Source organism: Paraburkholderia caribensis, assembly GCF_002902945.1.
GTDB classification, from domain to species: domain Bacteria; phylum Pseudomonadota; class Gammaproteobacteria; order Burkholderiales; family Burkholderiaceae; genus Paraburkholderia; species Paraburkholderia caribensis.
Window position 1 is genome coordinate 721398 of record NZ_CP026101.1, and the last position, 19800, is coordinate 741197.

Annotated in this window: 16 protein-coding genes; 9 read left to right on the plus strand and 7 right to left on the minus strand. The window is 63.6% G+C overall.

The features are described from left to right. Positions 1–117: 117 nt before the first annotated feature. On the plus strand, positions 118–1743 hold the full coding sequence (locus tag C2L66_RS03175; protein ID WP_060602069.1) for a multicopper oxidase family protein: 1626 nt from the start codon (positions 118–120) through the stop codon (positions 1741–1743). A gap of 93 nt (positions 1744–1836) precedes the next feature. On the opposite strand, the gene cspD is transcribed toward C2L66_RS03175, so the two are convergent. Further along, positions 1837–2043 carry a cold shock domain-containing protein CspD gene (gene cspD, locus C2L66_RS03180; RefSeq protein WP_007586257.1) on the minus strand — a complete coding sequence of 69 codons (207 nt, stop codon included), beginning with the start codon at positions 2041–2043 and terminating at the stop codon, positions 1837–1839. A 541-nt stretch (positions 2044–2584) separates the two neighbouring features. Here cspD and clpS point away from each other — a divergent pair. Beyond that, on the plus strand, positions 2585–2899 hold the full coding sequence (clpS, locus tag C2L66_RS03185) for an ATP-dependent Clp protease adapter ClpS (protein WP_007586255.1): 315 nt from the start codon (positions 2585–2587) through the stop codon (positions 2897–2899). Continuing rightward, the gene (gene clpA, locus C2L66_RS03190) at positions 2896–5196 is read left to right on the plus strand and encodes an ATP-dependent Clp protease ATP-binding subunit ClpA (RefSeq protein WP_035986179.1); all 2301 of its coding nucleotides are present in this window, start codon (positions 2896–2898) and stop codon (positions 5194–5196) included. Before clpS ends, clpA begins: the two co-directional genes overlap by 4 nt. Positions 5197–5291: 95 nt before the next feature. On the opposite strand, the gene dut is transcribed toward clpA, so the two are convergent. From dut to C2L66_RS03220, 6 genes are all read right to left on the minus strand, one after another. Further along, positions 5292–5738: a dUTP diphosphatase gene (dut, locus tag C2L66_RS03195; protein WP_054933920.1), complete on the minus strand. Its 447-nt coding sequence runs from the start codon at positions 5736–5738 to the stop codon at positions 5292–5294. Between the two features lie 64 nt (positions 5739–5802). Beyond that, positions 5803–6807, minus strand: a complete 1005-nt coding sequence (locus C2L66_RS03200) for an LLM class flavin-dependent oxidoreductase (RefSeq protein ID WP_054933921.1) — start codon at positions 6805–6807, stop codon at positions 5803–5805. Between the two features lie 83 nt (positions 6808–6890). Then, entirely contained in the window at positions 6891–8063 is a 1173-nt protein-coding gene (gene coaBC / locus C2L66_RS03205) for a bifunctional phosphopantothenoylcysteine decarboxylase/phosphopantothenate--cysteine ligase CoaBC (protein ID WP_409372584.1), read from the minus strand. 159 nt (positions 8064–8222) lie between these two features. After that, on the minus strand, positions 8223–8723 hold the full coding sequence (gene lspA, locus C2L66_RS03210; protein WP_054933923.1) for a signal peptidase II: 501 nt from the start codon (positions 8721–8723) through the stop codon (positions 8223–8225). Beyond that, positions 8723–11560, minus strand: coding sequence for an isoleucine--tRNA ligase (gene ileS / locus C2L66_RS03215; protein WP_054933924.1), 2838 nt, complete (start codon positions 11558–11560; stop codon positions 8723–8725). Before ileS ends, lspA begins: the two co-directional genes overlap by 1 nt. 176 nt (positions 11561–11736) lie before the next feature. Continuing rightward, positions 11737–12729, minus strand: a complete 993-nt coding sequence (locus C2L66_RS03220; protein ID WP_054933925.1) for a bifunctional riboflavin kinase/FAD synthetase — start codon at positions 12727–12729, stop codon at positions 11737–11739. 118 nt (positions 12730–12847) lie between these two features. Here C2L66_RS03220 and purN point away from each other — a divergent pair, with 118 nt between their 5' ends. The 6 genes from purN to nadC all read left to right on the plus strand — a co-directional run bounded on the left by purN (position 12848) and on the right by nadC (position 19776). Further along, entirely contained in the window at positions 12848–13513 is a 666-nt protein-coding gene (purN, locus tag C2L66_RS03225; protein ID WP_060602067.1) for a phosphoribosylglycinamide formyltransferase, read from the plus strand. Then, positions 13510–14769: an RsmB/NOP family class I SAM-dependent RNA methyltransferase gene (locus C2L66_RS03230; protein ID WP_054933927.1), complete on the plus strand. Its 1260-nt coding sequence runs from the start codon at positions 13510–13512 to the stop codon at positions 14767–14769. Before purN ends, C2L66_RS03230 begins: the two co-directional genes overlap by 4 nt. Positions 14770–14867: 98 nt before the next feature. Continuing rightward, positions 14868–16223, plus strand: coding sequence for a mechanosensitive ion channel family protein (locus tag C2L66_RS03235; protein WP_060602064.1), 1356 nt, complete (start codon positions 14868–14870; stop codon positions 16221–16223). Between the two features lie 206 nt (positions 16224–16429). After that, positions 16430–17626 carry a DesA family fatty acid desaturase gene (locus C2L66_RS03240; protein WP_054933949.1) on the plus strand — a complete coding sequence of 399 codons (1197 nt, stop codon included), beginning with the start codon at positions 16430–16432 and terminating at the stop codon, positions 17624–17626. Between the two features lie 117 nt (positions 17627–17743). Continuing rightward, positions 17744–18874: a quinolinate synthase NadA gene (gene nadA, locus C2L66_RS03245; RefSeq protein ID WP_060602062.1), complete on the plus strand. Its 1131-nt coding sequence runs from the start codon at positions 17744–17746 to the stop codon at positions 18872–18874. Beyond that, on the plus strand, positions 18874–19776 hold the full coding sequence (nadC, locus tag C2L66_RS03250; RefSeq protein WP_060602059.1) for a carboxylating nicotinate-nucleotide diphosphorylase: 903 nt from the start codon (positions 18874–18876) through the stop codon (positions 19774–19776). The genes nadA and nadC overlap by 1 nt, the downstream gene beginning before the upstream one ends. Positions 19777–19800: the final 24 nt, after the last annotated feature.

Genomic DNA, 19800 nt, shown 5'->3' on the forward strand with positions numbered 1-19800 from the left:
CATTCAAATAGCGCACAAGCATCCGATGCGTGACTGAATCCGTCACGCTCGCTTCCGTCACACGTTCGATGCGTCGCCGCAACCGCATTGCCGCGCCGCATCAGAAGGAATCGATCCATGATCCGCAGGGATTTTCTCGCCCGCACGTTGAGCGTTGCCCTCGCATCGCTTTTCGCGCGCAATGTCTTCGCGCAGCACTCGATGCACGGCATGTCCGGCATGAGCGATATGGACGACATGCCTGGCATGTCGTCGACACATGCCGCCAACTCGCATGCCGCCCACGCAACCCCGAAGCTCGCGCCCGAAACGGCGCTGCCCGCCGGCGCGCCGCTTGCCGCATTGCGCAAGCTCGCGAATGAGAGCAGCGTGCCGGGCGTGTTTCGCGCCACGCTCGTCGCGCAACCCGTGCGCCGTCAATTGATGCCGGGACATTCGACGTCGCTATGGCTGTACGGCGACGCCGCGCAAGGGCCGATCGTCGGCCCGCTCATCGAGGCGCGCGAAGGCGACACCGTCGAAATCCGCTTCGTCAACCGTCTGCCGCAGCCGTCCACGATCCACTGGCATGGTCTGCCCGTGCCGCCCGATCAGGACGGCAATCCGACCAACCCTGTCGCGCCGGGCGCGTCGCACGTCTATCGATTCACGCTGCCGCCAGGCAGCGCCGGCACCTATTGGTATCACCCGCATCCGCACATGATGTCGGCGGAACAGGTGTTTCGCGGGCTGGCCGGGCCGATCGTCGTGCGTGCCGCGGACGATCCGCTCGCCGCATTTCCCGAGCGGCACCTGTTCTTCTCGGACCTGAAGCTGGCAAGCGACGCCTCCATCGCGCCGAACGACATGATGGACTGGATGAACGGCCGCGAAGGGCAGTTCGTGCTGGTGAACGGCGCGCGCCGTCCGTGCATCGAGGTCGCGCAGGACGAGCGCTGGCGTCTGTGGAACGGGTGCAATGCGCGCTATCTGAGATTGTCGCTGGGCGGCGAGGGTGAGCACACCTTCACGCAGGTCGGCACCGATGGCGGTCTGCTCGACCAGCCGCGCGACGGCTTGACGGAACTGCTGCTCGCGCCGGGCGAACGCGCCGAGATCATCGTGCGCGCGGGTGCGGCAGCGTCGGCGGCGATTCTCACCGCTGCCGCATACGACCGTCGCAAGATGACGATGACGGAGGGTAAAAGCCTGCCCGCCGACCCCGCCAGGCCGCTCGCCGACGTGCGCTTCGTGCCGGGCTCGCCCACCGCGGCGCGCGCCGTGCCGCCGACGCTGCGTCCAATCTCGCCGTTGCTATCCGCTGACGCCGCAGCCGACAAAGTTCCGCAAAAATCCGTCGTGTTCACCGAGGCTATGGACATGGCGGCCATGCACCGTCCCGGCGCAGCGATGTCGGCGATGCCGCCCGGCATGCAGTTCATGATCAACGGCGCGATTTTCGACCCGTCGCGCATCGCACTCACCAGCCGGCGCGGAGAAGTCGAAGTCTGGTCGATCGAGAATCGCACCGACATGGATCATCCATTCCATCTGCACGGCACGCAGTTTCAGGTGATCGGGCGGGAGCGGGGCGGCACGAGCACGCGTGAGCCGTTTCTCGCATGGCGGGATACCGTCAACGTGCAGCCCGGCGAGACCGTGCGCATCGCGACGGTACAGCACGACGCCGGCGAGCGGATGTTCCATTGCCACATACTGGAACACGAGGATCTCGGCATGATGGCAACCCTCAAGGTCGTCTGATTCCTGCCGTAGTTATCGATAGAGGCATTGCACACGTCAGAAACGAAAAAACCCGGCATTGAGCCGGGTTTTCAAGGCTGCGGACCGAACGTATCAGGCTGCGGACTGAATGTTCGATGCCTGTTTGCCCTTCGGGCCTTGAACGACCTCGAAGCTAACTTTCTGGCCTTCCTTGAGGGTCTTGAAACCGTTCATCTGGATAGCCGAAAAGTGTGCAAACAGATCCTCACCGCCTTCGTCGGGCGTAATGAATCCGAAACCTTTCGCGTCGTTGAACCACTTGACCGTACCAGTTGCCATACCAACTTCCCCTGTAACTCAAAAGCTGCCACGAGCCCTCGAAAAGCTCAACGACCACGGAGTGCAGTCGTCCCTCCTCACAAGCTCACCAACGGCATTTTTTCGTATAAACGGCTTGTTGAAAAAAGTGCCAGCTTGATTGTTGAGTCTCTTTATTCGAGTGTCAAGAAAATTTTGAGACGCCCATTTCTTCGTTGTAAAGAACCAATTTCCAGGGTTTCTCCCGCTTTTCTTATGTGCGGTGGCGCAAGCGGCGCGTCTTGAAAAGTCGCATAATCGACTCACATGCAGTTCAGTGGGGAAGCAGCGGATGGCAGGGTTGGCGTGTCGTCAGCTTGCTGGCCCGGGTTGTGCGATACTCGATCCGACTGCAGTCATCAAGCTGCAATGCAGAATTACCGGAGGGCCGCCACCGCACGCGGCCCGGCGCAGAGCGCACCCACGAGAGGCTGCTCCACAGGGCCGGAGGGAACCGATGTCCGGCCAGCCGGTCGGGTTTTGACAGGATTGCGGGCCTGTCCGAGTTGTTTAGAATGGGTGTATGGCGATTATCCCGGACAAGCAGGACAACACCGTACTGGAGCGGCAGGATCAAAAGCTGAAACCGCCCGCCATGTTCAAGGTGGTGTTGTTGAATGACGATTTCACGCCGATGGAATTCGTCGTGATGGTCGTGCAGGAATATTTCAATAAAGATCGTGAGACCGCAACGCAGATCATGTTGAAGGTCCATCGCGAAGGCAGGGGAGTTTGTGGGGTCTACACGCGGGACATCGCGTCGACCAAAGTCGAGCAAGTCGTTACCCACGCGCGGCAGGCAGGGCATCCGCTGCAGTGCGTGATGGAGGAAGCATGATTGCCCAGGAACTGGAAGTCAGCCTGCACATGGCGTTCATGGAAGCGCGCCAGGCGCGGCATGAGTTCATTACGGTCGAACATCTTTTGCTGGCGCTGTTGGACAATCCGACGGCGGCCGAAGTGCTGCGCGCATGCGCGGCCAACATCGAAGACCTGCGTCAGAACCTGCGCAACTTCATTCACGACAATACGCCGACCGTTCCGGGCACCGACGACGTCGATACGCAGCCCACGCTGGGTTTCCAGCGTGTGATCCAGCGCGCGATCATGCACGTCCAGTCCACGTCGAACGGCAAGAAGGAAGTGACGGGCGCGAACGTGCTCGTGGCGATCTTCGGCGAGAAGGATTCCCACGCGGTGTATTACCTGCAGCAGCAGGGCGTGACGCGTCTGGACGTCGTCAATTTCATTTCGCATGGCATCGCGAAGACCAACAGCTCCGAAGCTGCGAAGTCGACGGATGCGAACGCGGAATCGGACGAAGCCGCTGCGCAAAAGGAAACGCCGCTTGCGCAGTTCACGCAGAACCTGAACCAGATGGCGAAGGACGGCCGGATCGATCCGCTGATCGGACGCGAGCCGGAAGTCGAGCGCGTCGTTCAGGTGTTGTGCCGCCGCCGCAAGAACAATCCGCTGCTGGTCGGTGAGGCCGGCGTCGGCAAGACGGCGATCGCCGAAGGTCTCGCATGGCGCATCACGCGCGGCGAAGTGCCCGACATTCTGGTGGATGCGCAGGTCTATTCGCTGGATATGGGCGCGCTGCTCGCCGGCACCAAGTATCGCGGCGATTTCGAACAGCGCCTGAAGACGGTCCTGAAGGAACTGAAGGAACGTCCTAACGCGATCCTGTTCATCGACGAAATTCATACGCTGATCGGCGCGGGCGCCGCTTCGGGCGGCACGCTGGACGCGTCGAATCTGCTGAAGCCGGCGCTGTCGTCGGGCACGCTCAAGTGCATCGGCGCGACCACGTTCACGGAATTCCGCGGCATCTTCGAAAAAGACGCAGCATTGTCGCGTCGTTTCCAGAAGATCGACGTGACCGAGCCGACCGTCGAGCAGACGGTGGCGATCCTGCGCGGCCTGAAGTCGCGCTTCGAAGAGCACCATGGCGTGAAGTACTCGTCGGGTGCGCTGTCGGCGGCGGCTGAGCTGTCGGCGCGCTTCATCACGGATCGTCATTTGCCCGACAAGGCGATCGACGTGATCGACGAAGCGGGCGCGGCGCAACGCATCCTGCCGAAGTCGAAGCAGAAGAAGACGATCGGCAAGAGCGAGATCGAGGAAATCATCTCGAAGATCGCGCGCGTGCCGGCGCAGAGCGTGTCGCAGGACGATCGCAGCAAGCTGCAGACGCTCGACCGCGATCTGAAGGCCGTCGTGTTCGGTCAGGACCCCGCTATCGATGCACTGTCGGCTTCGATCAAGATGGCGCGCGCAGGCCTCGGCAAGACGGACAAGCCGATCGGCGCGTTCCTGTTCTCCGGCCCGACGGGCGTCGGCAAGACGGAAGTCGCGCGGCAACTGGCGTTCACGCTGGGCATCGAGCTGATCCGCTTCGACATGTCGGAGTACATGGAGCGTCACGCGGTGAGCCGGCTGATCGGCGCGCCGCCGGGATACGTCGGGTTCGACCAGGGTGGTCTGCTGACGGAAGCCGTGACGAAGAAGCCGCACTGCGTGCTGCTGCTCGACGAAATCGAGAAGGCGCATCCGGATATCTACAACGTGCTGCTGCAGGTGATGGACCACGGCACGCTGACGGATAACAACGGCCGCAAGGCGGACTTCCGCAACGTCATCATCATCATGACGACGAATGCGGGCGCCGAAGCGATGGGCAAGTCGGTGATCGGCTTTACGACGCGCCGCGAGTCGGGCGACGAAATGGCCGACATCAAGCGCATGTTCACGCCGGAATTCCGCAACCGTCTGGATGCGACGATCAGCTTCCGCTCGCTCGATGAAGAAATCATCATGCGCGTGGTCGACAAGTTCCTGATGCAACTGGAAGATCAGCTGCACGAGAAGAAGGTCGACGCGCTCTTCACCGACGCGCTGCGCAAGCATCTCGCGAAGCACGGCTTCGATCCGCTGATGGGCGCGCGTCCGATGCAGCGTCTGATCCAGGACACGATCCGTCGTGCGCTGGCCGACGAACTGCTGTTCGGCAAGCTGATGAGCGGTGGCCGCGTGACGGTCGACGTCGATGCGGACGACAAGGTCCAGTTGACGTTCGACGAGAACTCCACGCCGCCGCGCAATCCGAATCCGGAAGCGGTGGAAGTCGACTAAGCGTCGAATCGTCCGAAGCAAAAAAGAACGGCGTGGGTTTCAAAACCCACGCCGTTTTTGTTTTGATGCTCGCGCAACGGAAACTGAGCGCTGCCTCAGTGTTTGCCGGTGCTGCCGAAGCCGCCCTCACCACGATCGCTCGTCTCGAACTCATCGACGATATTGAACGTCGCCTGCACGACGGGCACGATCACCAGCTGCGCAAGCCGTTCCATCGGATTCAGCGTGAACGTGGTCGTGCCGCGGTTCCACGTCGAGATCATCAACTGGCCCTGGTAGTCCGAGTCGATCAGGCCGACCAGATTGCCGAGCACGATGCCATGCTTATGGCCGAGACCCGAGCGCGGCAGGATCAGCGCCGCGTAGCCGGGATCGGCGACGTGGATCGCGAGGCCGGTCGGCACGAGCGCCGTTTGACCGGGTTCGAGCGTCAGCGGCGCATCGAGGCACGCACGCAGGTCGAGACCCGCGCTGCCCGGCGTGGCGTAGGCGGGAAGTTGTTCGCGCATGCGCGAGTCGAGAATCTTCAGGTCGAGTTTCATGCAGTTCCGTGAGAGGTTGAAGAAGTAGCGGCGCGCATCATGACGACGGGCCGCTGTGATCGATTCATGACTTGCCGAGTTCAAACGCTTCGGCAAGCAGTTCATACGAGCGCAGCCGGGCGCGATAGCTGCCCGTGACCGAGAGCACGATCAGTTCATCGGCATCGAACTGTTCCTGCAATGCGTGCAGCCGTTGCGTGACGGACTCCGGCGTGCCGATGATGCTGCGCGGTTTTTCCCGGTCGATGATCAGCTGCTCGCGCTCGCCGTATTCCTGCGCGAGACCCTGTGCGATGGAAGGAACCCGCTCGTTCAGCCCATAGGCCATCTGCACGCGGCGCAGATCGACGGCTTTTTCGAGGTCGGCGGCTTGCTGTTCCGTGTCTGCGCAGATCACGAACACGGCGGCTGCGAGGTACGGCTTCTGCTCGTGACCCGGCTTGAAGCGTTCGCGATACGCGTGCGCGACAGCATGCCCGAAATGCGCATTGATGAAATGCGCGAATGAAAAGCGGATGCCCAATTGCGCGGCCAGCATCCCGCCGAAATCGCTGGAGCCCAGCACCCACAGTTGCGGGCGAGTCTCCACTTGCGGCTGCAGCAGCACGCCGTGCGCGAGATGATCGGACGGCAGCGTGCCGCTCATCAGCGCGACGAGGTCGGCGACCTGCTGCGGGAACAGTTCGCCGCGGTTATAGTCGCCCGCCGCGACCGCCTGCGCGGTGCGCATATCGCCGCCCGGCGCCCGGCCGACGCCCAGATCGACGCGGTTGGGGAACAGCGCTTCGAGCATCAGGAATTGCTCGGCGACCTTGAACGGGCTGTAGTACGGCAGCATGATGCCGCCCGACCCGATGCGGATACGTTTCGTCACGCTGCCGAGGCGAGCAAGCATCACTTCCGGGCAGGGGTTCGACACGCCGTACAGCCCGTGATGTTCGGCGCACCAGTAGCGCGTGTAGCCGAGGTCGTCGGCGAGTTGCGCGAGTTCGACCGTCGCGGCGATCGCGTCGGCCACGGTATGCCCGTCGATCACGGGTGTCTGGTCGAGGACGGAGAGCAGGGTCATGACAGCACCATGGCGTTAGCTGAAAGATTGCATTCGAGCGCGGCGATCCACTGTGACGAAGCGCGGCAATCCGCGCGACGCACTCAACCGATCACGCTCGCATCCGGCAGGCGCTTCGCGATTTCCGCGATCAGCGCACGCGCGAGCGTCTGCTTGTCCGCGCGTGGCAGCTTCGTCGTGCCGGCGGCTTCGAACAGCACGACTTCGTTGTCGTCGAGCCCGAACGTCTGCGGGCCGAGGTTGCCGATCAGCAGCGGCACGTTCTTGCGTTTGCGCTTCTGTTCGCCGTGCACGTCGAGATCGCCGCTTTCCGCCGCGAAGCCGACGCAGAACGGCGGGTGCGGCAGCTTCGCGACGGAAGCCAGAATGTCCGGATTCTCGACGAACGCGAACGACGGAATCGCGTGATCGGCTGTCTTCTTGATCTTGTGCTCGGCGACGTGATCGACGCGCCAGTCGGCGACGGCGGCGACGCCGATGAAGATGTCGTAGTCGGGCACCGCGCGCATCACGGCGTCGTGCATCTGCTGTGCCGTCTGCACGTCCTCGCGATAGACGCCCCACGGCGTGTCCAGACCGACCGGGCCCGCGACGAGGTGCACGTCCGCGCCCGCTTGCTGCGCCGCGCGCGCGAGCGCGAAGCCCATCTTGCCGCTCGAACGGTTCGTGATGCCGCGCACGGGGTCGAGCGGCTCGAAGGTCGGGCCCGCCGTCAGCAGCACGCGGCGGCCGGCCAGCACCTTGGGCGTGAAGAACGACGCGATCGCCTCATAGACGGCTTCCGGTTCGAGCATGCGCCCGTCGCCGACTTCGCCGCACGCCTGCGCGCCCGAGTCCGGGCCGAGCAGTTCGATACCGTCCGCGCGCAACTGCGCGACGTTGCGCTGCGTCGCCGGGTTCATCCACATCTGGCGGTTCATGGCGGGCACGACGAGCAGCGGACAATCCCGCGCGATGCACAGCGTGGACAACAGGTCGTCGCACAGTCCGTGCGCGAGTTTGGCGAGGAAATCGGTGGAGGCGGGGGCGATTACGATCGCGTCGGCTTCGCGCGACAGATCGATGTGCGGCATGTTGTTCGCGATGCGCGCGTCCCACTGGCTCGTGTAGACCGGGCGGCCGGACAGCGCCTGCATCGTGACGGGGGTGATGAATTGCGTCGCTGCTTCCGTCATCGCGACCTGGACGGTCGCGCCCGCCTTGACCAGCAGACGCGTGAGTTCAGCGATCTTGTAGCAGGCGATCCCGCCTGTCATGCCGAGGACGATGTGTTTTCCGGCGAGTTCTGTGGCCAACTGATGCCTCCGACAAGACGTGATGGCCGGCGCATCGGTGAAGCGCGCCGGCTTCGTACTGCAAGACTGCGTGAGCGGCGTAGGCGGCCATCACTGCGCCGCACACCGTGTGTTGTTATGTCAGCGCGCGCCGCGCACGCGCCGCAGTTCGTCGAACACCAGCAACGCCGCGCCGATCGTGATCGCGCTGTCGGCGAGGTTGAAAGCCGGCCAGTGCCACGTGCCGACATGGAAATCGAGGAAGTCGATCACGTGTCCATACACGAGGCGGTCGATTACGTTGCCGATCGCGCCGCCCATGATCAGCGCGAGCGCCGTGCAGAACAGCTTCTGATTGCCATGCCGCTTGAGCAGATAGCAGATCAGCAGCGCCGCCGCGACGCCGAGCGCGGTGAATGCCCAGCGCTGCCAGCCGCCCGCCATCGCGAGGAAGCTGAAGGCTGCGCCGCGGTTGTAGACGAGCACGAGGTTGAAGAACGGCGTGACGGCATGCGACGAGCCGTACGCGAACACCTTCGCCACCGCGATCTTCGTCAACTGGTCGAACAGGATCACGATCACCGCAACGCCCAGCCACGGCGCGAGTGAGCCGCCCGCGGGTTTCGACAGCGTTCTGGACATTATGCCGCGCTCCTCGTTTCGCCGTTGCCGAACAGATTGCTGATGCAGCGGCCGCAGAGCGTGGGATGCTCGGCGTTCTCGCCGACTTCCTTGCGATAGTGCCAGCAGCGTTCGCACTTCAGATACTTCGACGTGATCACGTCGACGCCTTCTTCCGCTTCGCTGTCCACCTTCACGACCGTCGCGCCCGACGTGATCAGCACGAACTTCAGGTCGGCGCCGAGGCTCGCGAGCGCGTCATGACGCGCGCCGCTCGCGCGGATTTCGACCTCCGCCTGCAGCGACGAACCGATCTGATTCGCGACGCGCGCTTCTTCCAGCGCCTTCGTCACGTCGCTGCGCACCGCGCGCAGGAGCGTCCACTTGTCGAGCAGCGTTGCTGCTTCCGGAACTTCCGGATAGGCGTGATACGTTTCAGTGAAGATGGTTTCGCTGTTCGGCTGGAACACCTTCCACGCTTCCTCGGCCGTGAACGACATGAACGGCGCCATCAGGCGCAGCAGGCCGTGCGCGATGTGGTACAGCGCGGTCTGCGCCGAGCGGCGCGCGTTCGAATCGGGCGCTGTCGTGTACAGGCGGTCCTTCAGCACGTCGAGGTAGAAGCCGCCCAGGTCTTCCGAGCAGAACGTCTGCAGTTTCGCGACGACCGGATGGAACTCGTACTTGTCGTAGTTCGACAGGACGTCTGCTTGCAGATTGGCCGTCAACGCGACCGCATAACGGTCGATCTCCAGCCACTCGCTAACCGGGCGCGCGTTCTTCTCGAAGTCGAAGTCCGACAGGTTCGCGAGCAGGAAGCGCAGCGTGTTGCGGATGCGTCGATAGCTTTCCGTCACGCGCTTGAGAATTTCTTCGGAGATTGCCAGTTCGCCCGAATAGTCGGTCGATGCAATCCACAGACGGATGATTTCCGCGCCCAGCCGGTTCGCGACCTCATGCGGATCGATACCGTTGCCGAGCGACTTCGACATCTTGCGGCCTTCGCCGTCGACGGTGAAGCCGTGCGTGAGCAGCGCGTTGTACGGCGGGCGGCCGTCGAGCATCGACGCCGTCAGCAGCGATGAGTGGAACCAGCCGCGATGCTGGTCCGATCCTTCGAGGTACAGGTCGGCCGGGAACTGCAGTTCGTCCTTGTGCGAGCCGCGCAGCACGTGCCAGTGCGTCGTGCCCGAGTCGAACCAGACGTCGAGCGTGTCGCGGTTCTTTTCGTACAGGTTCGCGTCGTCGCCGATCAGTTCGCGCGGATCGAGCGTCTGCCATGCCTCGATGCCCGATACTTCGACGCGCTTCGCGACTTCTTCGAGCAGTTCGAGTGTGCGCGGATGCAACTCACCCGTTTCCTTGTGCACGAAGAACGCCATCGGCACGCCCCATTGACGCTGACGCGACAGCGTCCAGTCGGGACGGTTCGCGATCATCGCGAACAGGCGCTGCTTGCCCCACGACGGATAGAACGCCGTCGCTTCGATGCCTTCGAGCGCCGTTTCGCGCAGCGTCTTGTCGGTGTCGTTCGGCTTGATGTCCATGCCGGCGAACCACTGCGACGTGGCGCGATAGATGATCGGCGTCTTGTGGCGCCAGCAGTGCATATAGCTGTGCAGATACTTTTCGGTGCGCAGCAGCGTGTCTGCTTCGTCGAGTGCTTCGACGATCTTCGGGTTCGCGTCCCAGATCGACAGGCCGCCGAACAGCGCGAGCGATTCGATATAGCGGCCATCGCCCATGACCGGGCTGATGATGTCCGAGTCGGCCATGCCGTGCGCCTTGCACGAAATAAAGTCTTCGACGCCGTATGCGGGCGACGAGTGCACGATGCCCGTGCCCGTTTCCGTCGTCACGTAGTCGCCGAGATACACGGGCGATGTGCGCTTGTACGACGGATGCGCGGACGCGAGCGGATGCGTGAAGCGCAGGTTCGCGAGCTTCGCGCCCGGTGCCGTCGCGATGGTCTTGCCTTCGACGCCATACGACTTCAGGCAGTCTTCGACGCGCTCCTCAGCGAGGATCAGCAGGCCGCGCGGCGTATCGACGAGCGCGTACACGATCTCCGGGTGCACGTTGAGCGCCTGGTTGGCGGGGATCGTCCACGGCGTGGTCGTCCAGATCACGATGCCGCCTTCGTTGCGCGGCAGCGACGCGAGGCCGAACGCCTGCGCCGTCTTCTCGGGCTCGGCGAACGTGAACAGCACGTCGATGGTCGGGTCGGTCTTGTCCTTGTACTCGACTTCCGCTTCCGCCAGCGCCGAGCCGCAGTCGAAGCACCAGTTCACCGGCTTCAGGCCGCGGAACACATAGCCCTTTTCGATGATCTTCGCGAGTGCGCGGATTTCGCCCGCCTCGTTCGCGAAGTTCATCGTCTTGTACGGGTTGTCCCAGTCGCCGAGCACGCCCAGACGGCGGAAGCCCGCCTTCTGCTTCTCGATCTGCTCGGTCGCGTAGGCGCGCGCCTTCTGCATCACTTCGGCGGCGGGCAGCGACTTGCCGAACTGCTTTTCGATCTGGATTTCGATCGGCATGCCGTGGCAGTCCCAGCCGGGCACGTAGACGGCGTCGAAGCCGGCCATGTTGCGCGCCTTGACGATCATGTCCTTCAGGATCTTGTTCACCGCGTGGCCGAGGTGGATGTCGCCGTTCGCATACGGCGGGCCGTCGTGCAGGATGAACTTCTTGCGGCCTTTGGAGGCGGCGCGGATCTGCTCGTAGACCTTGCGCTCCTGCCAGTCCTTGACCCATTGCGGCTCGCGTTTGGGCAGATCGCCGCGCATCGGGAAGGGCGTGTCCAGCAGGTTGACGGGATAGCGGGCCTGCGGTTTCGAATCGGCTTTCTTGTTGCTCATGGTGAGGTAGCGGTGAATACGGTGTTAGGGCGCGGCATGCGCGATGACCTGGATGGCGCCGTGCGGCGCCCTGCGTCGCGCGCGACGCGGGCCGTTGCACATGCTGCGTGCGGCGCCCGTCGATGCGCGGCGGACGGTACGTGGTTCGCGCAAGCGCTGCGCACGTACCGCGACGGTCATCTAATTCGATCGGTGGCCGACGTGGCGAAGCCAGTGGAACGGCTGCCCGGCGCGTCGCCGATTGCCTCGAACCATGCGCGGGCGTTCGTGACGTCACGCGCGATCGCGGCCGTCAGCGTTTCGAGATCGACGAACTTTTCTTCGTCGCGCAGCTTCTTCAGGAACTCGACGCGCACCAGCTTGCCGTACGCGTCGCCATGCCAGTCGAGCAGATGCACTTCGAGCAACACGCGGCCGGAGTCGTCGACAGTGGGGCGCAAGCCGAGGCTCGCGACACCCGGCAGCGGCTGGTCCGCGATGCCATGCACGCGCACGATGAAAATGCCCGACAGCGCGGGACGCTTGTGTGCGATGGGCAGGTTCAGTGTGGGAAAGCCGAGGTCGCGGCCGAGCTTCAGGCCGTGCACGACGTGGCCGCTGATCAGGTAATCGCGGCCGAGCGCGGCGCGCGCCGAATCGAGGTCGCCCGCGATCAGCGACGTGCGCACGCCCGAGCTGGAGATGCGTGCGCCGGACGGATCGGCGACCGTGGCCATCTGCTCGACCTCGAAGCCGTAGTGCTCGCCCGCCGCCTTCAGCGACGCGAAATCGCCCACGCGCTTCGCGCCGTAGCGGAAGTCGTCGCCGATCATCACCCAGCGCGCATGCAGGCCGTTGACGATGATCCGCTCGACGAACGTATCCGGCGACTGGCTGGCGAACGTATGGTTGAAGTGCTCGACGACCACGCGGTCGACGCCGTTCATGCGCAGCGCTTCGAGCTTGTCGCGCAGCATCGCGATGCGCGGCGGCGCGCTGGCGGGATTGAAGAACTCGCGCGGATGCGGCTCGAAGGTCATCACGCAGACGGGCAGGCCGCGCGCGTCTGCAGCCTCGCGAACGCGGGCGAGCAGCGCCTGATGCCCGCGGTGGACACCGTCGAAGTTGCCGATGGTCAGTGCGCACGGCGCACGGCTTTCGGCATTGGGAAGACCGCGGAAGACTCTCACGATAGAGGCGAAGGATTTGAGCGGGCCGGATGCCGCAAAACAATCGATTATAAACGCACAGGGCGCCACACGGCGCCGGCGCGCGGATCGGGGCCTGGCCGAATGATAAAATCCGCCAATGAAAAATCTCGTCATTCTGATTTCCGGACGGGGCAGCAACATGGAAGCCATCGTGCGCGCCTGCGCGAGCGAAGGCTGGCCGGCACGTGTTGCCGCCGTGATTGCCAACCGTCCCGATGCCGCCGGGCTCGATTTCGCGGCATCGCAAGGTATTGCCACGAAGGTCGTCGACCATCGCCAGTTTCCCGATCGCGACAGCTTCGATGCCGCGCTCTCGCGCGAGATCGACGGTTTCGCGCCCGATCTCGTCGTGCTCGCCGGGTTCATGCGCGTGCTGACCGACGCGTTCGTCAATCGTTATGCTGGGCGCATGATCAACGTGCATCCGTCGCTGCTGCCGAGCTTTCCTGGCCTCAAGACCCACCAGCAGGCGCTCGACGCCGGCGTGCGGCTGCACGGCGCGTCGGTCCATTTCGTCACGCCGACGCTCGATCACGGGCCGATCGTCCTGCAGTCGGCCGTGCCCGTGCTGGCCGGCGACGACGCCGCGACGCTCGCCGCGCGCGTGCTCGAAACCGAACATGTCATTTATCCGCGTGCAGTGCGCTGGTTCATCGAAGGGCGGATTGCCGTCGACGGCCTGCGCGTCACCGTAACGCCACCTGAGCCTCAATGGCTCTTCCTTGACACAACAAGCCAGAACACCGCCAGGGAGGGCGAATGAAACTGCATGGATTCCTGATTGGACAAACCGAGACGCTGCTCGCCGACGTTCTCAAATTCACCGGCCCCGCCGATGCAGCGACCAGCCGCTTTTTCCGAGCGCATCCGAAGCTCGGTCACGGCGAACGCGGCGTAATCGCGGAAGCGGTATTCGCGGTGCTGCGTCGCCGGATGGAGTTTGCGCACCTGGCGGAAGGCGGCACGGGCAGTCCTACTCGCCGCCTCACGCTGCTCGGATTGATGCAGACGGCGGGCCGCACGGCGTTGAAGCCGTTCATGTCGGACGCGGAAAACGCATGGCTCGAGCACGTGTCGAAGATCGATCCGCAGAGCTTGCCGCTGCGCACCCGCCTGAATCTTCCCGACTGGATCTACCAGGCGCTCAGCAAGCGCTTCGAAGCCGAGGAACTCGCGCACCTGGCCGCCTCGTTGAACTACCCGGCACCGCTCGATCTCCGCGCGAACCCGATCAAGGCGAGCCGCGACGAAGTGCTGTCCGCGCTGTCGAGGGCGGGCATCGAGGCGGGTGCGACGCCGTTCGCGCCGTTCGGCATCCGCGTGGTCGGCAAGCCTCCGCTCACGAAGCTCGATGCGTTCCAGGACGGCTGGCTCGAAGTGCAGGACGAGGGCAGCCAGTTGCTGTGCTCGCTGGTCGCGCCCAAGCGCGGTGAGATGATCGTCGACTTCTGCGCGGGCGCGGGCGGCAAGACGCTGGCGCTCGGCGCGATGATGCGCTCGACAGGCCGTCTCTATGCATTCGACATCTCCGACCGGCGCCTCGCGAAACTCAAGCCGCGCCTTGCGCGCAGCGGGCTGTCGAACGTGAACCCGGTGTTGATAGACAGCGAACACGACGCGAAGATCAAGCGGCTCGCGGGCAAGATCGACCGCGTGCTGGTCGATGCGCCGTGCAGCGGCCTCGGCACGCTGCGCCGCAACCCCGATCTGAAATGGCGCCAGTCGCCGGAATCGATCGCTGAACTGACGCCGAAGCAGCTGTCCATCCTGACGAGCGCAGCGCGTCTCGTGAAGAAGGGCGGCCGCCTCGTCTATGCGACGTGCAGTATCCTCGACGCGGAAAACGAAGGTGTCGTACAGCAGTTTCTCGCCGATCACCCGGATTTCGCGTTGGTGCCTGCGCGCGACGTGCTCGCCGAACAGCGCATCGAACTGGAAATGGGCGATTACCTGTCGCTCTGGCCGCATCGTCATGCGACGGACGGCTTCTTCGCGGCCGTGCTGGAACGCCGCGGCTAAGGGCCGCCACGCGAACGGCCGGGCTTGAGCTGGTCCGGCCGGCGCGCGCCTTGTGAGCGCCGCGCCGGCCGCTGGAAACGCCAGCCGCTGGAAACATCATGCAAAACCATCTCTTCTTCCACATGCTGGGCGACGTCGTGCGCGACTTCGGCCAGCCCGTGATTCTTTGGCAGGTCGGCGTGCTGCTCGGCACGCTCGCGTTTGCGTATCTGCTCGCGCGGCTCATGCGCCGCGCGCTCGATGCAAAGCGGGAAACCCGCTACGGCGCGCTGCGCTTCGGCGCCGAGGCGCTCAACCGCGCGCTCTTTCCGCTGCTGGGCGGCGTGCTCGTGTGGATCGCACGGGCGATCGTCGGGCAGTTCATCCACACTTCGCTGCTCGATCTGGCGCTGGTGCCGTTGTTCGGCATCGGGCTGATCTACATCGTGTTCTATCTCGCGCGGCGCGTGTTCGGCCGCGACGGCAACGCGCATACGTGGCTGTCGCTGGTCGAAAAGGTCGTGTCGCTGATCGTCTGGGTCGGCATGGTGCTGACCGTGATGGGTATCCAGAACGACGTGCTCAAGTGGATGGCGAGCGTGCAGTTCAGGATCGCCAATACGCATGTGACGCTGCTGTCGCTGCTGTCCGGGCTGCTGTGGGTCTGCGTGACGATGATCGTCGCGATGTGGCTCGGCGCGGCGCTCGAAGACCGGCTGATGCGCTCGGGCGCGCTCGACGCGAACCTGAAAGTGGTACTGTCGCGCGTCGGCCGGGCGCTGCTGATACTCGGGGCCGTCCTGATCAGCCTGTCGCTGGTCGGCATCGACATCACGGTGCTCGGCGTATTCGGCGGCGCGCTCGGTGTGGGTCTCGGTTTCGGCCTGCAGAAGATCGCGAGCAACTACGTGTCGGGCTTCATCATCCTGATCGACCGGTCGCTGCGCATCGGCGACACGATCAACGTGAGCGGGCTGCAAGGCATGGTCACGCAGATCCGTACGCGCTATACGGTGGTGCGCGGGCTCGATGGGATCGAAACGCTGGTTCCGAACGAAAAGCTGATCACCGATGTCGTACAGAATCAATCGTCATACCTGACGCGCGGCAACGCCAAGGCGACGCTCCAGATCTCGTATTCGACCGACGTCGAAAAGGCGATGGCGCTGCTCGTCGAGGCCACCCAAAACGTCGACCGCGTGCTGCAGGATCCGGCGCCGACGCCTTATCTGGCCGGCTTCGGGCCGGACGGCATCAATCTCGAACTCGGCTACTGGATTCAGGACGCGGCGACGGGCACGTCCGGCGTGCGCTCGAACGTGAACCGCAACATCTGGCGGCTCTTTTCGGAGAATGGGATCGCGATTCCGTATGCGCAGCGCGAAGTGCGCATCGTCGCAGGCTCCAGCGACATCGTGTCGCAGGCGGTAACAATGACCGGGCGCGCCGCGACCGAATCTGGCGGGGCCGCCTGATAAGGGGGCCCGGCGGGCAAATTCACGCGAATCCTGCCCCGTTATCAGCGGCAAGCGGTTGATGCAGCACAACAATTTCCTTTTTTGTTACAGACACTTGGAACCGTTCGCGTAGAATATCGTCCTAACTAACTGGTTGCTTTCACTTTCTTGACATCCGCCGTTGTATCCTTCTGCGAATGTCTTCCGTTCCTAGGTAAATGGCCTTGTTGAATTCCTTGCTTGATTTCCTTGCCCATGGCGCACTGCGTTTCTCGTGGTGGCAAATCGTGTTGTGGACGCTCGCCGTCACGCACGTGACGATTATCGGCGTCACTGTCTATCTGCACCGCTGCCAGGCGCACCGCGCGCTCGATCTGCATCCCGTTGCGGCCCACTTCTTCCGCTTCTGGCTGTGGATGACCACGGGCATGCTCACGGGTCAGTGGGCTGCGATTCACCGCAAGCACCACGCGAAATGCGAGACCGAAGAAGATCCGCACAGCCCGCAGACGCGCGGCATCTGGAAGGTGCTGCTCGAAGGCGCCGAGCTGTATCGCACGGAAGCGAAGAACGAAGAAACGATGCGCAAGTTCAGCCACGGCACGCCGAACGACTGGATCGAGCGCAACGTCTACACGAAGTACCCGATCCTCGGCGTGAGCATCATGATGGTCATCGACGTCGCGCTGTTCGGCATCGTCGGTCTGAGCGTGTGGGCTGTGCAGATGATCTGGATTCCCTTCTGGGCGGCGGGCGTCGTCAACGGTCTCGGACACTTCTGGGGTTATCGCAACTTCAATTCGTCGGATGCGAGCACGAACCTGATTCCGTGGGGCATCATCATCGGCGGCGAAGAGCTGCACAACAATCACCACACGTACGCGACGTCCGCGAAGCTGTCGAACAAGTGGTACGAGTTCGATATCGGCTGGATGTATATCCGTATCATGTCGGCGTTCCGTCTTGCCAAGGTGAAGAAGATCGCACCGACGCCGCGTCTGACCTCGGGCAAGCTCGTGCTCGATCAGGACACGCTGCAAGCCGTGCTCGCGAACCGCTATGAAGTAATGGCGACTTACGCGAAGGCGATCAAGCGCGCTTACCGTCAGGAACTCGCGCATCTGAAGGAAGTGGGCGCGCGCGAAAAGTATCAATTGATGCGCGGCGCGCGTGGCTGGTTCCACAAGGAAGAGGCGGGTCTGGACGAACCGCAGCGTCGCCAGTTGCCGCAGATTTTCGCGAACAGCCAGAAATTGCGCACGTACATCGAACTGCGCAATGAACTGGCCGCCATGTGGGAGCGTTCGAACGCATCGCGCGAACAACTGCTGGTGCAATTGCAAGATTGGTGTCACCGCGCGGAACAAAGCGGCATCAAGGCCCTACAGGAATTTGCGATGCGCCTGCGGCGCTACGCCTGATACGCGACGAAATCCATTAAACTTTCGTTACGTCACAAAACCCCGCGTTGGCGGGGTTTTTCTTTTTGGGCCGCCGAAATGGCTGTCGGCGGCGGAGTCAGAAGGGCAGAGGAGATCATGAATCAGGCGATCAGGAGCGTCGAGTATGACCGTCCGCAAGGCGCGGCCTGCGGTGTGGGGCAGGCTTGGGCAAAGGTGCCCGACGCGCCGTCGACGCAGGAACGGCTCGCGCTGAAGGAGCGTATTCGCGGCTTGCTCAAGCGTGAAAAGGCGGTGCTCGTCGCGCACTATTACGTCGACGCGGAACTGCAGGAACTTGCGGATGAAACGGGCGGTTGCGTGGCCGATTCGCTTGAAATGGCGCGCTTCGGACGCGATCACGACGCGCAGACGCTGGTCGTTGCCGGCGTGCGATTCATGGGCGAAACCGCGAAGATTCTGAGCCCGAGCAAGCGCATTCTGATGCCCGATCTGGACGCGACCTGTTCGCTCGACCTCGGCTGTCCTGTCGACGAATTTTCCGCTTTCTGCGACGCGCATCCGGACCGCACGGTCGTCGTCTACGCGAATACGAGTGCAGCGGTGAAGGCGCGAGCCGACTGGATGGTGACGTCGTCGATCGGGCTGGAAATCGTTGCGGATCTTCACGCTCGCGGCGAAAAGATCATCTGGGCGCCGGACCGTCACCTGGGCAGCTATATCCAGAAGAAGACGGGCGCCGACATGCTGTTGTGGCAAGGCTCGTGTCTGGTCCATGACGAATTCAAGGGCGTCGAACTCGATCTGCTGCGCGCCGAATATCCGGACGCGAAGGTGCTCGTGCATCCCGAGTCGCCGGAAAGCGTGGTCGCGCAGGCCGATGTGGTCGGCTCGACGACGCAACTGATCGACGCCGCGAAGAACAGCAACGCGACGCACTTCATTGTCGCGACGGACCTCGGCATCCTGCACAAGATGCAGCTCGCGGCGCCAGGCAAGACCTTCATCGAAGCGCCTACGGCGGGCAACAGCGCGACATGCAAGAGCTGCGCGCATTGTCCGTGGATGGCAATGAACGGCTTGCGCAATCTCGCGGATGTGCTGGAGCGCGGCCACAACGAAATCTTCGTCGACCCGTCGCTCGGCGCGCGCGCGCGTCTGCCGATCGACCGGATGCTCGATTTCGCTGCGCGTCACAAGAAGCGCGTGCAGGCAAGCGGCGATCTTGCGCGCGATACGGCGCTGTTCTCGAACGTTGGAGCCGCTTGATGGGCGCGAACGACCAACTGGAGTTGAAGGACGCTGTCTCGCCGCTCTTCGCGGAAATCGAGGCGCAGTACGGTGAAGCGTTTGCTGCCGCGATCGCGCGCAACGTCAGCGATGCGCTTGCGGAAGACGTCGGCAGCGGTGACCTGACGGGCTTGCTCGTGCCCGCCGACGAAATGCGCGACGCGCGCATCATCGTGCGCGAGGAGGCCGTGCTGTGCGGTGTACCGTGGTTCAACGAAGTGATGCGCCGCGTCGATAAGCGCATAGAAGTGCAATGGCGTTATCGCGAGGGCGACAGCATGGCCGCGGATTCCGTGGTGTGCACGCTGCGCGGCCCGGCGCGCGCGCTGCTGACGGCTGAACGCAACGGCCTCAATTTCCTGCAGATGCTGTCCGGCGTGGCGAGCGCGACGCGCAAATTCGCCGACGCAATCGCGCATACCCGCGCGCGCGTGCTCGATACGCGCAAGACGCTGCCCGGACTGCGTCTGGCGCAGAAGTACGCGGTGCGCGTGGGCGGCGGCGCGAACCAGCGTCTCGCGCTCTACGACGGCATCCTGATCAAGGAGAATCACATCGCGGCGGCGGGCGGCGTCGGCGCGGCGATGCAGGCGGCGCTCGCGCTGAACGCGGGTGTGTCGATTCAGATCGAAGTCGAAACGCTCGATCAGCTGGAATCGGCGCTCGCGCATGGCGCACAGTCGATTCTGCTCGACAACTTCTCGTTCGACATGATGCGCGACGCCGTGCGCATCACGGCAGGGCGCGCGGTGCTCGAAGTGTCGGGTGGCGTGAACTTCGACACGATCCGGCAGATTGCCGAGACGGGCGTCGATCGCGTGTCAGTCGGTTCGTTGACCAAGGACGTGCGGGCGACAGATTTTTCGATGCGCATCGTTTGATACGCCGCGGCTGAACGATTCAAG